The organism is Alphaproteobacteria bacterium, assembly GCA_040220875.1.
Classification (GTDB): domain Bacteria; phylum Pseudomonadota; class Alphaproteobacteria; order JAVJVX01; family JAVJVX01; genus JAVJVX01.
In genome coordinates this window covers 136,468-153,008 of the sequence record JAVJVX010000003.1, presented here as the reverse complement: position 1 = coordinate 153,008, position 16,541 = coordinate 136,468, and the positions used below count along the sequence as shown (strand labels likewise).

Annotated in this window: 14 protein-coding genes; 4 read left to right on the top strand and 10 right to left on the bottom strand. The window is 64.3% G+C overall.

Annotated features, from left to right (window positions below; genetic code table 11):
- Positions 1-367 precede the first annotated feature (367 nt).
- Entirely contained in the window at positions 368-574 is a 207-nt protein-coding gene (gene rpsU, locus RLQ26_00740; GenBank protein ID MEQ9087251.1) for a 30S ribosomal protein S21, read from the top strand.
- 103 nt (positions 575-677) lie between these two features.
- Here the strand turns inward: rpsU and RLQ26_00735 are convergent, their stop codons facing one another.
- The 4 genes from RLQ26_00735 to RLQ26_00720 form a co-directional block, all read right to left on the bottom strand.
- Positions 678-2,066, bottom strand: coding sequence for an NAD(P)(+) transhydrogenase (Re/Si-specific) subunit beta (locus tag RLQ26_00735; protein MEQ9087250.1), 1,389 nt, complete (start codon positions 2,064-2,066; stop codon positions 678-680).
- 10 nt (positions 2,067-2,076) lie between these two features.
- On the bottom strand, positions 2,077-2,421 hold the full coding sequence (locus tag RLQ26_00730; GenBank protein ID MEQ9087249.1) for an NAD(P) transhydrogenase subunit alpha: 345 nt from the start codon (positions 2,419-2,421) through the stop codon (positions 2,077-2,079).
- Positions 2,422-2,424: 3 nt separating this feature from the next.
- Positions 2,425-3,582 (bottom strand): Re/Si-specific NAD(P)(+) transhydrogenase subunit alpha, encoded by a 1,158-nt coding sequence (locus tag RLQ26_00725; GenBank protein MEQ9087248.1) that lies wholly within the window; start codon positions 3,580-3,582, stop codon positions 2,425-2,427.
- A gap of 175 nt (positions 3,583-3,757) precedes the next feature.
- On the bottom strand, positions 3,758-5,578 hold the full coding sequence (locus RLQ26_00720) for a M3 family oligoendopeptidase (GenBank protein MEQ9087247.1): 1,821 nt from the start codon (positions 5,576-5,578) through the stop codon (positions 3,758-3,760).
- 201 nt (positions 5,579-5,779) lie between these two features.
- Here RLQ26_00720 and RLQ26_00715 point away from each other — a divergent pair, with 201 nt between their 5' ends.
- Positions 5,780-7,582: a long-chain fatty acid--CoA ligase gene (locus RLQ26_00715; protein MEQ9087246.1), complete on the top strand. Its 1,803-nt coding sequence runs from the start codon at positions 5,780-5,782 to the stop codon at positions 7,580-7,582.
- An 18-nt stretch (positions 7,583-7,600) separates the two neighbouring features.
- Here RLQ26_00715 and RLQ26_00710 read toward each other — a convergent pair whose 3' ends face one another.
- Positions 7,601-8,581: an NAD-dependent epimerase/dehydratase family protein gene (locus tag RLQ26_00710; GenBank protein ID MEQ9087245.1), complete on the bottom strand. Its 981-nt coding sequence runs from the start codon at positions 8,579-8,581 to the stop codon at positions 7,601-7,603.
- 237 nt (positions 8,582-8,818) lie between these two features.
- Here RLQ26_00710 and RLQ26_00705 point away from each other — a divergent pair, with 237 nt between their 5' ends.
- Together RLQ26_00705 and RLQ26_00700 are read left to right on the top strand one after the other, a co-directional pair.
- On the top strand, positions 8,819-12,298 hold the full coding sequence (locus RLQ26_00705; GenBank protein MEQ9087244.1) for an indolepyruvate ferredoxin oxidoreductase family protein: 3,480 nt from the start codon (positions 8,819-8,821) through the stop codon (positions 12,296-12,298).
- A 33-nt stretch (positions 12,299-12,331) separates the two neighbouring features.
- On the top strand, positions 12,332-13,042 hold the full coding sequence (locus tag RLQ26_00700; protein MEQ9087243.1) for an SDR family NAD(P)-dependent oxidoreductase: 711 nt from the start codon (positions 12,332-12,334) through the stop codon (positions 13,040-13,042).
- A 13-nt stretch (positions 13,043-13,055) separates the two neighbouring features.
- Here RLQ26_00700 and RLQ26_00695 read toward each other — a convergent pair whose 3' ends face one another.
- The 5 genes from RLQ26_00695 to RLQ26_00675 all read right to left on the bottom strand — a co-directional run bounded on the left by RLQ26_00695 (position 13,056) and on the right by RLQ26_00675 (position 16,297).
- On the bottom strand, positions 13,056-13,364 hold the full coding sequence (locus tag RLQ26_00695) for a DUF1244 domain-containing protein (GenBank protein MEQ9087242.1): 309 nt from the start codon (positions 13,362-13,364) through the stop codon (positions 13,056-13,058).
- A 38-nt stretch (positions 13,365-13,402) separates the two neighbouring features.
- Positions 13,403-14,263, bottom strand: coding sequence for an N-formylglutamate amidohydrolase (locus RLQ26_00690; GenBank protein ID MEQ9087241.1), 861 nt, complete (start codon positions 14,261-14,263; stop codon positions 13,403-13,405).
- Complete coding sequence (locus RLQ26_00685; protein MEQ9087240.1) at positions 14,260-14,841, bottom strand: tetratricopeptide repeat protein; 582 nt, start codon at positions 14,839-14,841, stop codon at positions 14,260-14,262. The genes RLQ26_00690 and RLQ26_00685 overlap by 4 nt, the downstream gene beginning before the upstream one ends.
- Positions 14,842-14,990: 149 nt before the next feature.
- Complete coding sequence (ykgO, locus tag RLQ26_00680) at positions 14,991-15,116, bottom strand: type B 50S ribosomal protein L36 (protein ID MEQ9087239.1); 126 nt, start codon at positions 15,114-15,116, stop codon at positions 14,991-14,993.
- A gap of 143 nt (positions 15,117-15,259) precedes the next feature.
- Positions 15,260-16,297 carry a methyltransferase domain-containing protein gene (locus RLQ26_00675; protein MEQ9087238.1) on the bottom strand — a complete coding sequence of 346 codons (1,038 nt, stop codon included), beginning with the start codon at positions 16,295-16,297 and terminating at the stop codon, positions 15,260-15,262.
- Between the last annotated feature and the right edge of the window lie 244 nt (positions 16,298-16,541).

The following is a 16,541-nucleotide window of genomic DNA, read 5'->3' as shown; positions in this document are numbered from 1 at the left end:
AGGCGCCCGGGGACGCCTGTATCGGTATTTTACGCGGCGGGCGGGATATTCGCCCCGGGACAATCTTGCCCGAGCCAGGGGGGTCGCTGCAACGGACCAGACGGCGCAGGGTCCGAATCGGGCGGAAATCCCGGGGAAACGCTCGGCACCAGGCGCTTTTTGCACTTTCGTCGCCGCCTCTTCCATGGTCTGTGGGAGTGTGTTAGAAAGCCGGCCCCGGCGCGGGACAAACCTGCCCATCGGCTGCCATGGAATCATGGAGTGGGCCGGCGGGCCAGCGCAGGGGGAACGGCCCGGGGAAAAGACGGGCGCAAACGGGATCCGAAAATGCCCGGACATGATCCGGGCGCAGACTGGAGTGAGAACCATCGTTAACGTCGTCGTTCGCGATAACAATGTCGATCAGGCCCTGCGCGCGCTGAAGAAGAAAATGCAGCGCGAGGGCATCTTCCGCGAAATGAAGCTGCGCCGGAATTACGAGAAGCCGTCGGAGCGACGCGCCCGCGAGCGGGCCGAAGCCCTGCGTCGGCACCGCAAGCTGATGCGCAAACGCCTGGAGCGGGAAGGCTACTAGATCGCCAGGGCGGCACGCCCCGCCACCCGCCTCATCCAGAACAAAAAAGCCGCCCCGGCATAGCCGGCGCGGCTTTTATCATTCCAGGCCATTCGCCGGCCGTCTATTCAAACGCCTTGACGATGTCCTCGCACATTTTCTTGGCGTCACCGAAAAGCATCATCGTCTTGTCGTTATAGAAGAGCGTGTTGTCGATCCCGGCATAGCCCGGCGACAGCGAACGCTTGACGAACAGGACCGATTTGGCCTTGTCCACATCCAGGATGGGCATGCCATAGATCGGACTGGTGGGGTCATCGCGCGCGGCCGGATTCGTCACGTCGTTCGCGCCGATCACGAACACCACGTCGGTCGAGGAAAAATCCCGGTTGATATCTTCAAGCTCGAAAACCTCGTCATAAGGGACACTCGCCTCGGCCAGCAGGACGTTCATGTGTCCTGGCATGCGGCCCGCGACGGGATGGATGGCATAGCGCACCTCTACCCCGGCGCCTTTGAGCAGATCCACCATTTCGCGCAACGCGTGCTGCGCCTGGGCGACCGCCATGCCGTAGCCTGGCACGACGATGACGCTTTCGGCATTCTCCATCAGGAAACGCGCGTCCTCCGCACTACCCGATTTAACGGTCCGGTCCCCCATGTCCACGGCCCCGGCCGACCCTTCCGCGCCGAAGCCCCCCAGGATCACGTTGAAAAAGGAGCGGTTCATCCCCTTGCACATGATGTAGGACAGGATGGCGCCGCTGGCGCCCACCAGCGCGCCGGTGACGATCAGGAGATTGTTGCCCAGGGTGAAGCCGATGCCACTCGCGGCCCAGCCCGAGTATGAGTTCAGCATCGAGATCACGACCGGCATGTCGGCGCCGCCGATCGGCACGATGAGCAGCACGCCGATGACCAGCGCCAGGAAGGCGATCGCCCAGAACAGCTCCACCGATTGGCCGAGGCAGAACAGCACCACAAGTGCCACCAGCCCGAGACCGAGGGCAGCGTTAAGCGGATGCTGCAGCGGAAACACGAGCGGGGCCGAGGTGATCAGCCCCTGCAGCTTGCCAAAGGCGATGATGGAGCCGGTAAAGGTGACCGCGCCGATGGCCACGCCGATGCTCATCTCCACAAGGCTGACCGTCTTGATATTGCCCGCGACGCCGATGCCGTAGGCTTCCGGCGCGTAAAACGCGGCGGCTGCCACCAGAACGGCCGCCAGCCCGACCAGGGAGTGAAAGGCGGCGACGAGTTGGGGCAGCGCCGTCATCGAAATCCGGCGTGCGATAATCGTGCCGATCGTCCCGCCGATCAGAACAGCGATGGCGATGTAGGTGTAGTTCAGTACTTCGTTGCTGGCCAGCGTGGCTGCCACGGCGATGGCCATGCCCGCGATGCCCAGAAAATTGCCCTGGCGCGCGGTTTCGGGCGAGGACAGTCCGCGCAGCGCGAGGATGAAGCAGATCGAGGCCAGCAGATAGGCGAAGGCCGTAAGATTCTCCGACATGGCGCTTCCCCTACTTCTTTTTCTTTTTGAACATGGACAGCATGCGCTGACTGACGATAAAGCCCCCGAAGATATTGACCGAGGCCAGCACCACCGCGATCAGCCCCATGACGGACGACAGGCTGACGTCATTCGGACCCGCGGCGATAAGGGCGCCCACGATGATGACGCTGGAAATGGCGTTGGTCACCGACATCAGGGGCGAATGAAGGGCCGGCGTAACACTCCAGACAACGTAATAGCCGACGAAAATGGCCAGCACGAAGACCGTGAAGGCGAGCACGATCGGATCAGCCCCGGCATGGACCGAGGTGGCAGTGGCATCCGCGACTTTCGAGAGGGATTGGAATTCCATGACCTAGCTCTCCCCGCCAATGAGAATCGGATGGACGACCTTGTCATCCCGGGTCAGGGCCGTGCCCTTGAAGACGTCATCCTCCCAGTCGATGACCGGCTGGTCCTCCTCGGGCTTGACCATGAGGGTGACGAAATTGGCAAGGTTTCGCGCGAAAAGAGAACTCGCATCAGCCGGAATGCGCGCCGGAACGTTGAGGTGGCCGACAATGGTCACGCCGTGGGCCTCGATGATCTCCCCCGGTCGTGTCAGTTCGCAGTTTCCCCCGGTCTCGGCCGCCAGATCCATGATGATCGCACCCGGCTTCATGCTTTCGACCATTGCCGCCGACACGAGCCGCGGCGCCGGCTTGCCCGGAATGAGCGCCGTCGAAATCACGACATCCTGGCTTTTGACGGTCTCCGCCACCAGTTCGCCCTGCCGGCGCTTGTAGTCCTCGCTCATTTCCGATGCGTAGCCGCCCGCGGTCTCGCCCTCCTCGCCTTCCTCCACCGGCACTTCGATGAATTTACCGCCCAGGCTCTGCACCTGCTCTTTTACCGCGGGCCTCACATCGAAGGCGGAGACGACCGCGCCCAGGCGCTTGGCGGTGGCGATCGCCTGAAGTCCGGCCACGCCGGCCCCCAGCACCAGCACCCTTGCCGGCGGCACGGTGCCGGCGGCCGTCATCATGAGCGGAAAGGCGCGCGGCAGCATGGCGGCCGCATCGACGACCGCCTTGTAGCCGGCCAGATTGCTTTGCGAGGAGAGCGTGTCGAGGGATTGCGCCCGGCTGATGCGCGGCATCAGCTCCATGGCAAACGCCGTCAGCCCGGCTCGCGCATAGGCCTCGGCCGCCTCGCGATCGCCAAAGGGCTGCAAATTGCCGACAAGCAGCGCGCCCTTCGGAATAAGTGCCAGTTCGTCGACCTCGCCCTCGCCCGCCTTGAGGGGCCGCTGCACCTTGAGCACGATGTCGGCGTCACGCAAACAGGCCTCGAGATCGGGCGCCATGGTGGCACCGGCCTGGGTCATCGCGTCGTCCGGGATCGCGGCGCCGGCGCCGGCGCCCGCTTCCACGACAACCTCCGCACCGAGCGCGATGTATTTCTTGATCGAATCGGGCGTCACCGCCACACGGGTTTCGCCGGCGCGGCGTTCTTTCGGTATCGCTATCCGCATGCTTTATCCTGATCCCCCGAAACTCTTGATCTCCTGACTCGCGTATCCGGAGCCTTCGGCAGCCCGGAAAAGGTGCCGAAGGACGTCGCCGGGGCCGAGGCGAGCACGCGGTCAGGTGCGGCAGCGCAAACATGCGCGAAGCCCGGCCCCGCTTCAAGGCCTTTCCACTGGATGCCTAATCCACCTCCTGGTCGGCCGCCTCGAGCTCGTCGATGAAGCCCTCGAGGACGCCGAGCCCCAAGGCCCAGAAATCAGGGTCGGAGGCATCGAGGCCGAAGGGTGCCAGCAATTCCCGATGGCGCTTGGCGCCACCCGCGCGGAGCATGTCGAGATAGCGTTCGGCGAAACCCGGCTCGCCTTTTTCGAAGACGGCGTAGAGCGCGTTTACCAGACAATCGCCAAACGCGTAGGCGTAGACGTAAAACGGAGAATGGATGAAGTGCGGGATATAGGCCCAGAAGTGCCTGTACTGGTCGTCGAACCTGAGCGCCGGCCCGAGGCTTTCGCCCTGAACCTCCATCCAGATCCGGCCGAGATCCTCCGGGAGCAGCTCAGCCTTCCTGCGCTCCGCATGAACGCGGATCTCGAACTCGTAGAACGCGATCTGGCGGACGACCGTGTTGAGCATGTCCTCCACCTTCTGCGCCAGCATCGCGCGTCGCCGGCGGGGCTCACTTTCCTTATCCAGCATGGAACGGAAGGTAAGCATTTCGCCGAAAACGGAGGCGGTTTCGGCCAGGGTCAGCGGTGTATCCGCCAGGAGATATCCCTTGGGTCCGGCCAGCATCTGATGGACACCGTGGCCCAGTTCGTGGGCGAGCGTCATCACATCGCGTGTCTTGCCCTGGTAGTTGAGAAGGATATAGGGATGCACCGTTGGTACCGTGGGATGGGAAAAGGCACCCGATTCCTTACCGGGCCGGACTTGCGCGTCGATCCAGTTCCGGGCGAAGAAGGTTGCTGCAGTGTCCTGCATCACGGGCGAAAACCGGCCGTAGGCATCGAGCACGGTGGCTTGCGCTTCGGCCCAGGGAATGACCCGGTGATCCTCGTCCGGCAGGGGGGCGTTGCGGTCCCAATAATCCAGCCGATCCCCGCCGAACCATTTGGCCTTCAGGGTGTAATAGCGGTGAGACAATCGCGGATAGGCACCGCGCACGGCAGACCGCAACGCCTCGACCACCTCATCCTCCACGAGATTCGAGAGATGGCGAGGTGACATGGGGGTAGGATATTTACGCCAGCGGTCCTCCACCTCCTTGTCCTTTGCGAGCGTATTGGTAATGAGCGTGAAGACCCGCACATTTTGGGCCAGCACATCTCCGACCGCATGAGCAGCCTCGCGGCGAACCGCAACATCCGGATGAGAGAGACGGTCCAGTGTTTCCGCGATCGTAAGGTCCCTGCCGTCGAGCCGGAAGCGGAGGGCGGCCATGGTTTCATCGAACAACCGGATCCAGGCATTCGCCCCCGCAACGGATTTGTCGTGCAGCAGCCGCTCGATCTCGTCGGAAAGCTGATGGGGCTTGTGAATGCGCGTATTCTCGATCCATGGCCGATAATGTGCGAGGCCGGGCTCGGCCAGCAGGCCTGCCAGGTGATCTTCCGCAAGACAGTTGAGCTCGAGCTCAAAGAACAGCGTGTGGCTCGAGATGTCGTTGGCCCGCTCCTGCATGGACTGGAGGAAGCGGCCGTTCTCCGCCAGGCTGACATCGCCGGCATATCGCAGATAGGCGTAGCCCAGGACGCGCGAGAGCGTCTCCGCGATAGTCTCGTAGGCGCTGATTGCAGCCTCCAAGCCCCGGGCATCCAGCCTGGCGAGGCAGCCCTTGTATTCCGTCTCAAAATCGCGCGCCGCCGCCTCGGCCCCGGCCAGATCGTCCACAAGCTCCGGCGCGTTCGGGCTGCGATAGAGATCCGTAAGGTCCCACAAGGGCAGGGCCTCCGACGCCTCAGGGGCCTCAGGGGCCTCCGGGGTCGCGGTTTCGGTCGTCATCTTCTCAACGGGCGGTTTGGCGGTCATTGGTTACTCCTTCACGATAACTCATATAAGATGGCAGCCGCCTGCCGCCAAGAAGCGGTGCCGGAGGGCGAGAGCGCTGCAAGGCGGCAATCTCCGGCGCATCAGGCGGAATTGGCACGGAGGAAGGCGCCGGACCAGACCGGGCCGCGAGCAGCACAACGACCGGGGAGCGTCATGGCGAAACCGCCCGATTACAGCCAGATTACCTCATTGACCCAAATGTTTTTCGACCGCGCGGCGGAACTTGGCGACAAGCCCTTCCTCTGGACCAGGCGGTCGGGAAAGTACCATCCGGTCACCTGGCAGGAAACCGCCGCCCAGGCCACGGCCATGGCGCGCGGGTTGCGCCAGCGCGGGGTGCGCGACGGCGACCGGGTGGTGCTCTGTTCGGAAAACCGGCCCGAATGGCTGATCGCCGATCTCGCCATCATGGCGGCGGGTGGCGTCACTGTGCCGGCGTACACGACCAACACGCTGACCGACCATCTGCACGTTCTGGACGATGCCCACGCCAAGGCGGCGATCGTCTCCTCGCGCCGGATATCGCGCCACCTGCTGCCGGCCGCCTACAAATCTTCGCAGACCCGTTTTGTCGTCACGATGGACGATGCCGATGTTGACCAGCAGGGTGATGTCCCGGTCTATGGCTGGCAGGACACGCTTGAGGCCGGCGAAGGCATCGAGGATTTCGTCGCGGCGCGCGTGAGCCAGACGGCGCGCGACGATCTGGCCTGTCTCATTTACACATCCGGCACCGGCGGCGCGCCCAAGGGTGTGATGCTCAGCCACGGGGCGATCATCTGCAATTGCATGGGTGCTTACGGGCTGCTTCGGGAAATGGGGCTCGGCAATGAGATATTTCTCTCATTCCTGCCGCTTTCGCATTCCTACGAGCACACGGCCGGCCAGTTTTTCCCGATCTCGATCGGCGCCCAGATTTATTATGCCGAGGGGGTCGAGACGCTGGCGACCAACATGCAGGAAGTGCGCCCCACCATCATGACGGCCGTCCCGCGTCTCTACGAATCGATGCGCGCGCGTATCCTGCGCGGGCTGGAGCAGCAGCCCGCGAGCCGGCAGCGGCTGTTTTTCAAGGCCGTCGAGCTGGGGCTCAAGCGTAAGCACGAGCCCGAAAGCCTGAACCTGGGCGAGCGCATACTCGACAAGCTGCTCAACCGGCTCGTGCGCCGAAAGGTCAAGGCGCGGTTCGGCGGGCGACTGAAGGCGCTGGTCTCGGGCGGCGCGCCCCTCAATGTCGAGGTCGGCGAGTTTTTCGAGGCTTTGGGGCTGCGTCTGCTGCAGGGCTACGGCCAGACCGAGGCCGCGCCGGTCATCAGTTGCAATCCGCCTTTCGCGGTCAAGATGCACACGGTAGGCCGGCCGCTCGACGGGGTCGATCTGCGGATCGCCGAGGACGGTGAAATTCTCGTCCGTGGCGAGCTCGTGATGCAGGGCTACTGGCAGAACCCGGAAGCCACGGCCGAGACCATCCGGGACGGCTGGCTTCATACCGGCGATGTCGGGGCGCTGGACGAAGACGGCTACCTCGAGATTACCGACCGCAAGAAGGACATCATCGTCAATTCGGGGGGCGACAACGTCTCACCCCAACGGGTCGAGGGCTTCCTTACGCTGCGGGCCGAGATCAGTCAGGCCATGGTCTATGGAGACAAGCGCCCCTATCTCGTGGGACTGATCGTGCCGGACGAGGATTTCATCGCGTCGTGGCTCGAGGAAAAAGGCCGAACGGGTGAGGCCGATCTGGCGGCACTGGCCGAGGATGCGGAGTTCCGCAAGGCCATCGGCACGGCCATCGAGGAGGTCAACAAGACACTTTCCCAGGTTGAGCGCGTGCGGCGGTTCATGATCGCAAAGGAGCCCTTCACCATCGAGAACAGCCTGATGACGCCGAGCATGAAAATCCGCCGCAACGAACTGAAACGCCTTTATGGCGCGGAGCTCGACGGCCTGTACTAACGAGGATCGGGGACCCTTCTAAACGCCGTAATAATCGCGATACCACGCGACGAAGCGCGGCAATCCGTCCTCGATCGTGGTTCGGGGATCAAACCCGAAATCGCGCCGGCTGGCCTCGATATCGGCGAAGGTTTCGGGCACGTCGCCCGGCTGGAGCGGCTCGAAAATCTTTTCGGCCTTGCGGCCGAGCGCACTCTCCAGCACCTCGATGAAGTGCATGAGGTCCTCGCTGCGGTGGTTGCCCAGATTGTAGACCCGTTGCGGCGCGCCTCCGTCGATGCTTTGTGGCGGCTTGTCAAGGACCGCCAGCACGCCCGCGACAATATCGTCGATATAAGTGAAATCGCGCTTCATCCGCCCGTGGTTGAAAACCCGGATCGGCTCGCCTGCGAGAATGGCGCGCGTGAAAAGGAAGGCAGCCATGTCGGGCCGGCCCCAGGGACCATAGACGGTAAAAAACCGGAACCCCGTGGCCGGAATATCGAACAGATGGGCGTAAGTGTGGCTCATCAACTCGGTCATGCGCTTGGTCGCGGCATACATCGAGACCGGAGTATCGACCCGATCCTCGACCGAGAACGGGATCTTGGTGTTGCCGCCATAGACCGAGGACGAGCTCGCGTAGATCAGGTGGTCGAGCCGGTCGAGCCGTCGGGCGAGCTCGAGCAGGACGAGATGGCCCGTGACATTGCTGTCGACATAGGAAAACGGATTCTGAAGCGAGTAGCGCACGCCCGCCTGAGCGGCAAGATGAACGATCGTATGAACGGCCGGATGCTCACGTGCCAGTTCGTCGATCAGCGCCCGGTCCGAAATATCGCGTTCCAGGAAGCGAAAATGCGGCCCGGCGGCCAGTTTTTCGAGCCGCGCCTTCTTCAGCCCGACATCGTAATAGGGGTTGAGGTTGTCGATCCCCACGACATCGGCGCCCCGCTCCTGCAGTGCCCTGCACACATGAGCGCCGATGAACCCGGCCGCCCCGGTCACGAGAATCGTCACGGGCGCCTCGGCGCCGGCCTGGACCGGTTCTCAATCTTGCCGCTCTTGATCATGCCATGGTCATAGCGGCAATCGGGCCGTAAATCATCCCCTTCCGTCGCCAGGGCCATCGCCGGCGCGGCCCGCTCCGGCCCGCCCCGGGCCCCAGGCGCGCACCCGTCCCGGGCAGGCGGAATACCGGTTTCCAGCGGGCTTTGCCACGGCTAGGGTAGGCCCGAGACAAGCTCGGATACATTCATGCCGCTCGATAACATCAGTTACGAGGACAAGTTTCTCGTCGATGAAGGCCGCGTCTACCTGACCGCCATGGAGGCGCTCACACGTCTGCCGCTCATGCAGCGCCGTCGCGATCTCGCTGCCGGCCTCAATACCGCGGGCTATATATCGGGCTATCGCGGCTCTCCGCTGGGGCGGTTCGACACAACACTCTGGCAGGCGGACCGCTACCTGCGCGCGCATCATGTAATCTTCCAGCCGGGTGTCAACGAGGACCTCGCCGCCACGGCGATTTCGGGCACCCAGCAAACCCAGATTTTCGGCAACGCCAAGTATGACGGCGTGTTCGCCCTCTGGTACGGCAAGGGGCCCGGCGTGGACCGGGCGGGCGACGCGCTCCGCCACGCGCAATTCGCCGGGACAAGTAACCATGGCGGGGTGCTGATGGCGGTCGGCGATGACCAGGGATGCAGTTCGTCGACCCTGCCGCAATATTCCGAACACGCCTTGCGCGCCTTCCACATCCCGATCCTTTACCCGGCAACCGTGGCCGAGATGATTTCCTACGGGCTTTTGGGATGGGCGGCCTCGCGTTTCGCCGGGCTTTGGGTCGCGATGAAGCTGGTGGCCGATCTCGCGGATGCGGCCCAGCCGGTCGAACTCGACCAGATGCGTCCCCCGCGGCTGCCGGAAGAGATCGCGCGCCCCGAGGCCGGCTTCGGGATGCGCTGGCCGGATCCGCCGCTCGCCCAGCAGGACCGGCTCTGGCAGGCGCGCATGCCGGCCCTGAGCGCCTTTTTCCGCGCTAATGGCGTGGACCGGACCAGTCTTGGCACAGGCGGCGGCGGGCGGCTCGGCATCATCGCCGCCGGCAAGGCACATCAGGATGTGCTGAGCGCGCTCCAGGCAATGGGGCTTGGCGAACAGACCGCCCGCCAGCAGGGAATAGCCGTCTACAAGCCGGGGCTCATCTGGCCCCTCGACGCGGCAGGTCTGCGCGCCTTCGCGGATGGCTTCGAGGCTGTCCTCGTGGTCGACGAGGGGATGGGCTCGCTCGAGGCGCAAGTGCGCGAGGCGCTCTATGATCTGCCCGACGCCCGTCGCCCGCGCGTCCTGGGCAAGCGCCAGCCCGGCGCGCCCGAGGCATCGGGGCCGGTCCCCATCCTGGGCGAGTTAAGCCCGGCCAGGATCGCACGTATCCTCCAGGGCATCCTGGGGAACGGCACTTCCGACACCGCCGGCGCTTATCTTGAGGCGTTGGCCCGACGCGAGGCCCAGATCGCATCCCCCCGCGAGAAAATGGCCCGCACACCTTATTTCTGTTCGGGCTGCCCGCATAACACCTCGACCCGGGTGCCCGAGGGCAGCCAGGCCTTTGCCGGGATCGGGTGTCATGTGATGGCGCTCAACATGGACCGATCGACGCGCACCTGGACTCAGATGGGCGGCGAAGGCATGACGTGGTGTGGTCTCGCACCCTTTTCCAGGACCGAGCACGCCTTCGTGAATCTCGGGGACGGCACGTACTATCATTCGGGCTACCTTGCGATCCGCGCGGCCGTGGCGGCGGGCGTGAACGTCACTTACAAGATTCTTTACAACGATGCGGTGGCCATGACCGGCGGTCAGCCCATGGACGGCCCCCTCAGCCCACAGCAGATTTCCCGCCAGATCGCGGCCGAAGGCGTGCAACGGATCGCCATCGTCACCGACGAGCTCGAAGACCTGCCGCCGCGCCATCTCTTTGCAGAGGGCGCCACTTTCGATCACCGCGACGATCTCGACCGCGTGCAGAAGGAACTCCGCACCCACAAGGGCGTGAGCGCCCTCGTCTACGTGCAGACCTGCGCGACTGAAAAACGCCGGCGGCGCAAGCGCGGCCTGATGGCGGATCCCGATAAGCGGGTCATCATAAATGATCGCGTATGCGAAGGCTGCGGGGATTGCGGCGTGCAATCAAACTGCCTGTCCGTCGTGCCGCTCGAGACCGAATTCGGGCGCAAGCGCGCCATCGATCAATCCGCCTGCAACAAGGATTATTCCTGCCTCAAGGGGTTCTGCCCCAGCTTCGTCACCGTCGAGGGCGGGGAATTGCGCCAGAAGGAGGGCGTGGCCCCACCGGTTGACAGGTTCGAGTCCCTGCCCGATCCGGAACGGCCCGGCACGTCGGCCCCTTACGGCATCATCCTTGCCGGCATCGGCGGCACCGGCGTGGTCACGGTCAGCAGCCTCGTGGCCGTCGCCGCCTATCTGGACGGCAAGGGTGTCAGCCAACTCGACCTTACGGGCATGGCGCAAAAATTCGGCTCCGTCCTGAGCCACATCTGGGTGGCCGACCGGCAGTCGGATCTGCATGCCACGCGAATCCCCGAACTGGGCGCGCGGCTGCTGTTTGGCCCTGATCTCGTGACCAGCGCTTCGGACGATGTCCTGGCTTCCTGTCGGCCGGGCGTCACAGCGGCCATTCTCAACGAGTATGCCCAGGTCACCGGAGACTTCACCCGGAACGAGGACTTGCGCGTACCCTCGGACAGCCTCCTCGAGGCGGTGCGCGCGGGCTGCGATGACGGGCGTGTTCATACCACCGATGCGACAGGCCTCGCGGTCGCGCTCATGGGTGATGCGATCGGCGCCAACATGCTGCTTTTGGGCCTGGCCTATCAAAAAGGTCTGGTGCCGGTCAGCGAGGACGCCCTGTTCAGGGCGATCGAGTTCAATGGCGTCGCGGTCGAGTTCAATCGCACGGCCTTCCGCTGGGGCCGGCTTGTCGCCATCGATCCGGATTTCGTCGCCGCCGAAGCACGCGGCCACAGTTTCACGCCCGACAGCCAGCGTTTCTCGCACGACCTGGACGAGCTGGTGGCCCGGCGCGAGGCCGATCTCACGGCCTATCAGGATGCCGCCTATGGCGCGCGCTATCGCAGACTCGTCGATCGGGTAAGGACGGCAGAGAAGGAGCGCACCCCGGGCCGCAAGGGCCTGGCCGAGGCAGTCGCAAAATATTTCTACAAATTGCTGGCCTACAAGGATGAGTACGAAGTGGCGCGCCTCTTCAGCGAGACCGACTTCGCCGGTTCCCTGGCCGGCCGTTTTGTCGGAAACTATCGATTGCGGTTTCACATGGCACCGCCACTGCTGGCGAAGCGCGATGCCAACGGCACGCCGCAAAAGCGGGAATTTGGCGCATGGCTGCTACCGGCCCTCAAACTCCTGGCCCGCATGAGGCGGTTGCGCGGGACGCCGTTTGATCCATTTGGCTATACGGCCGAGCGGCAGGCCGAAAGACGGCTCATCGAGGATTACGAGGAGACCACGGATTGGCTGCTCTCGCGTCTCGATCATGACAATCATGCCTTGGCGCTGGAAATCGCCAGCGTACCGGAGCACATTCGCGGCTTCGGCCACGTCAAGATCCGTCACTTGACTGAGGCGAAACAGCGCGAGGCGGAATTGCGCCGAGCCTTCGAGACGCAGCGGCCAGCCAGCACCGCCGCCGAATAAACGCCAGCGCACTCAATCGAGAAGGAGACCGTCATGCCTGGAACAATTGTCGTCGTGGGCGTCGGCCCCGGGATCGGGGCCTCCGTCTGCCGCCGCTTCGCGGCCGACGGCTACAATGTGGCCGCAGCCTGCCGGAATCCGGAAAGCATCGCCGATTTGATGGCGACGCTCGGCGACAGGGCCAGGGCATATGCGGTGGACGCTGGCCAGGAAGCCGATGTGCTTGGCCTTTTCGACGCGGTGGAGAAGGATTTCGGTATTCCCGATGTCGTCGTCTTCAACGCTGGCGCCTTCGAGCGGGCTGCGGTCGTGGACATTGCGGCGGAAGATTTCGAGCGCTGCTGGCGGGTCGGCTGTTTCGGTGGGTTCCTCGTCGGGCGCAGCGCGGCCCGGGCGATGCTCAGGCGCACGGACGAGGTCAAGGGCACGATCATCTTCACGAGCGCGACCGCCGCCAATCGCGGGAGCGCCAATTTCGTCAATCTCGCCATGCCCAAATTCGGACTCAAGGCGGTCTGCCAGAGCATGGCGCGCGAATTGGGCCCCAAAGGCATCCATGTCTGCCAGGTCGTCGTGGACGGCCAGGTGCTGTCCGAGCGCTACGCCCATCTGGCGGACGAGCGCGGCCCGGACGCCCTTCTCGACCCGGACGCTATCGCCGAGACGTACCACCACCTGACACGTCAGCACCGCAGTGCCTGGACGCTCGATGTCGATGTCCGGCCGTGGTTGGAGAAATTCTGAGCCGGGCCTACATCTAAAACGCGTGCCGGCCTTTCGTTGCCTCGAATTTCTCGAGCTGTTCCGCCGTCGCCTCGGTCTGGTACTTCGCCTTCCATTCGCCATACGGCATGCCGTAGACGATTTCACGCGCGGCGTCGTAGTCCATCTCGATGCCCAGCGTGCGCGCGGCGCCCATATACCATTTGGCGAGGCAGTTCCGGCAGAACCCCGCCAGATTCATCAGATCGATGTTCTGCACGTCGCTGCGAGCCTGAAGATGCGCGACCAGCCCGCGAAAGGCCGCCGCTTCGATTTCGGTGCGGGTAGCGTCGTCGAGTGCCATGAAAGCCTCTCCTTTTTTCAGAACAAACAAATCTCCGCCTAGACGACGGCGATCCGGCGCAATTCCGGTTCCGCCAGAAGCGGCGCCAGCGCATCACCGATCAGGGTCGCATAAGCCGCCTGACCTGCTGCATCCGCGATGACGTCCTGGCGGATTTCCAGTTCCACATGGGGATAGCCCCGGATGAGCGCATGGATATCGTTGGTATGGGTCAAGCCCTCGAAGCCCGAATAAGGCTCGTTATCCCCCACGATCAGGCCCGCCGCGGCCAGGGCCCGGATCAGCGGACGCGCCAGCCGGTCATCGCGATTCCAAAGCACGCTCACCTGCCAGGGACGTTCCGCGGCCGGCCCCGCCCGAAGTTCCGGGGTAAAACTGTGGATCGAGATGAGCACAGGTATGTCGCCCGATCCGGCCATTTCCGCGAGCGTTTCCTCGATGGCGTCGTGATAGGGCTGCCAGAGGGTTTCGATCCGGGCCCGGATTTCGGCCGTGCTCAGGTTCCGGTTGCCGGGAATGACCGTGCCGTCGCTCTCCAGCGGCACGAGCCCCGCCTGATCGAGCGCCCGGTTGGGGTCGATCACGAGGCGCGAAAACCCGGCCATCAGCGCGGGCGCGCCGAAGCGCCGGGCGAGGTATTCCGTGACCGGCGCCGCGCCCGGATCGAAGGCGATATGTCGCTCACGGTCGGCCGTTGTCAGGCCAAGATGGTCCAGGCGCATCGGGATGGCGTTACTGGCGTGGTCGCAGACGAACAGCACGCTGGCCTGCCCGCCGACGCGACCCGCTTCCCGGATCCGATGCACCGCCGGGCCGTCACCCGGCAAGAGCAGTGGTGTTGCGGTTACGGTCCCCGCGTCGTCGTCCCGGCGTGCCAAGTCCTCGGGCAGTCCCGTCAAATGCCGCGTCCCTCGATCTGCAGGGTCAGCTTTTCCTCAAGCGCGATCATCGCCTCGAGATGGGGATGCACCTCGAGCGTCCGGCGGATCGCCGCCAGAGCGGCCACGTCGTCACCCATTTCGTGATGCACCATGGCCAGGCCGGACAAGGCGCCGAAATGACGCGGCTCCAGTTCGAGCGTTCGTTCGACGTCGGAGATCGCCCCTTCATACTCGCCGGCCAGGTAGCGCACCGTTGCGCGCTTGTTCCAGGCTTCGGCGAAATCGGGCGCCAGCTCTGTCACTTTGGTGAAGGCCGCTTCCGCCTGGTCATATTCCGCCGCTGCCATCCCATCCAGCCCGCGCTGCATCAGCAGATCGACGGTAGCGCTGCCGGTTTCGAGCCAGATGCGCCAGATCGCCGCCTCGAGAATGGCGATTTCGCGGTCCCCCGTCGTGCGCTGCAATTCGCCGAAAAGGCGGTCGAGCCGGGGATCCGTCTGATCGGCCCACCCGACGGGCGGCGCGACCGTTCCCAGAACCAGCGAGATCAGGAGACCTGCGGCAAGGCGGGCGGCGCGGGGGAAACGATAGATCATGGGAAATCTTGGCGTGCACTTGGCGATCAGTCCAGACCGAGAATGCCCGGACGGGCGTGCCGGTCACAGAAAAGGGCGCCATTGGCGCCCTCGTCGTGCGGTCGGGGACTGCCCGGGTCAGCCCGGAGTCAGCCCGGGTCAGCCCGGTGTCAGCCTTGGCGCGCCTTGAAGCGGGGATTGCGCTTGTTGATCACGAAGACGCGGCCGCCGCGGCGCACGATGCGGCAGTTCTTGTCGCGCTTCTTGGCGGATTTGAGAGAATTCACCACCTTCATGATCTTCAGTCCCTGGTTGTGCTGCGGCCGACCTGTTTGCGGCTTTGCCACTGCCCCGCCCGGCGCCTCGAGGCGGGCGGACCTTAGTGAGGGGGCCCGGTCCTGTCAAGCCGGCCAAACCCGCCGGAAAACGGCTCCTTTTCCTAGGTCCTGATGGCAAAAATCCGGAAGAGCCGCAGCGACCCAGAGGCCAGCACATCGGCCCGGCGCGCCCAGAGCTCCGCCTCGGTCAGGACAGCAAGCGTAAGCTCGGGATCCATTTCCCGCGGCTTGAGGCCGGCAATGGCGTTTTTCCACGCGCTCGTGATCTGCTCGAGATGGGGGCCGGTCACATCTTCGACCGTGCGGCAATTGAGCCCCGCCGCTGTCGCCAATTTTTCGAGCTCGCCGGCGGTGGACAGGTGAGGAGGGATCGGCTCACCCTTCTCCCAGGCGGCGAGTTCATCCTCGTTTGCACCATCGCCCTTTACGTAGTCCGTCATCACGATCTGGCCGTCGGGCTTCAAGGCCTGGGCGACGGCCTTCATCAGATCTTCCTTTTTTCGCACCTGAAACAGGAGTTCCTTTGAAAAAGCGCGGTCGAAGCCCTTTTTCTTGAGGAGCGGCGCCTCGGCGTCGAAGGAAGAGATCGGCGCGCGCTTGAACATTCCCAGATCACGGCTCTCCGCGTTGCCGCGGGTCGCAAGATCGGGGGTCATTTCCTTCCCCGTGACCCAGGCGCCAAAGGCTTCGACAAGCGTGCGCGCCGGCCCGCCCAGCCCCGCGTGAAGATCGAGGATGCTATGCTCGGGCATGAGGGCGAGCGGCGTGGTCAGTTCCAGTATGTATTCGGCGCCGCCAGGCGAAATGAAGCCGGGGCCCCAGACGCGCTCGGCCGCCCGAATGCGATTTTCCGGCCAGGCATGCTCCCAGGGCGATGTCTGAAGCTCCGCCTTTTTTTTGGGCCCTTTTTCGACAGGTGGCGCGGCGGCGCTGTCGCGCGCCGCCGGATCAGAGCCGGAGCCGGCCGAGGCGCGCGCCACATAAGCATTGGCGTCGTAGCCTTCCCACCAGGCCTTGAGGCGCAGCGAGAGCGGCACGGCCGCTGCACGGGATTCTTCCTCGGGCGCGCCTTCGTCGTCTGTCGCGGCCAGGTCTTCCGGCGGCGGCACCACTTTCTTCAGGAACGGCAGTTTCGCCAACACGTCTGATTGCCTTCTCGTCGGGGGACCAGACCGTGCCCCCGCACCGGTCCCGCATACATCTGCGCGCCCGTCCCGATCATCGCGCCATAGGCTTAAGTCGGGGTTAACTTGCTCTGTCCTGGGGTCCGAACCCCTTGGAAATTGGGAAAGAATGCGGATCGGCTGAAAACCGGGTCCCGAACGGGACGGCGGCGGCGAAATGGTGGGCGGTACTGGGATTGAACCAGTGACCCCTACGATG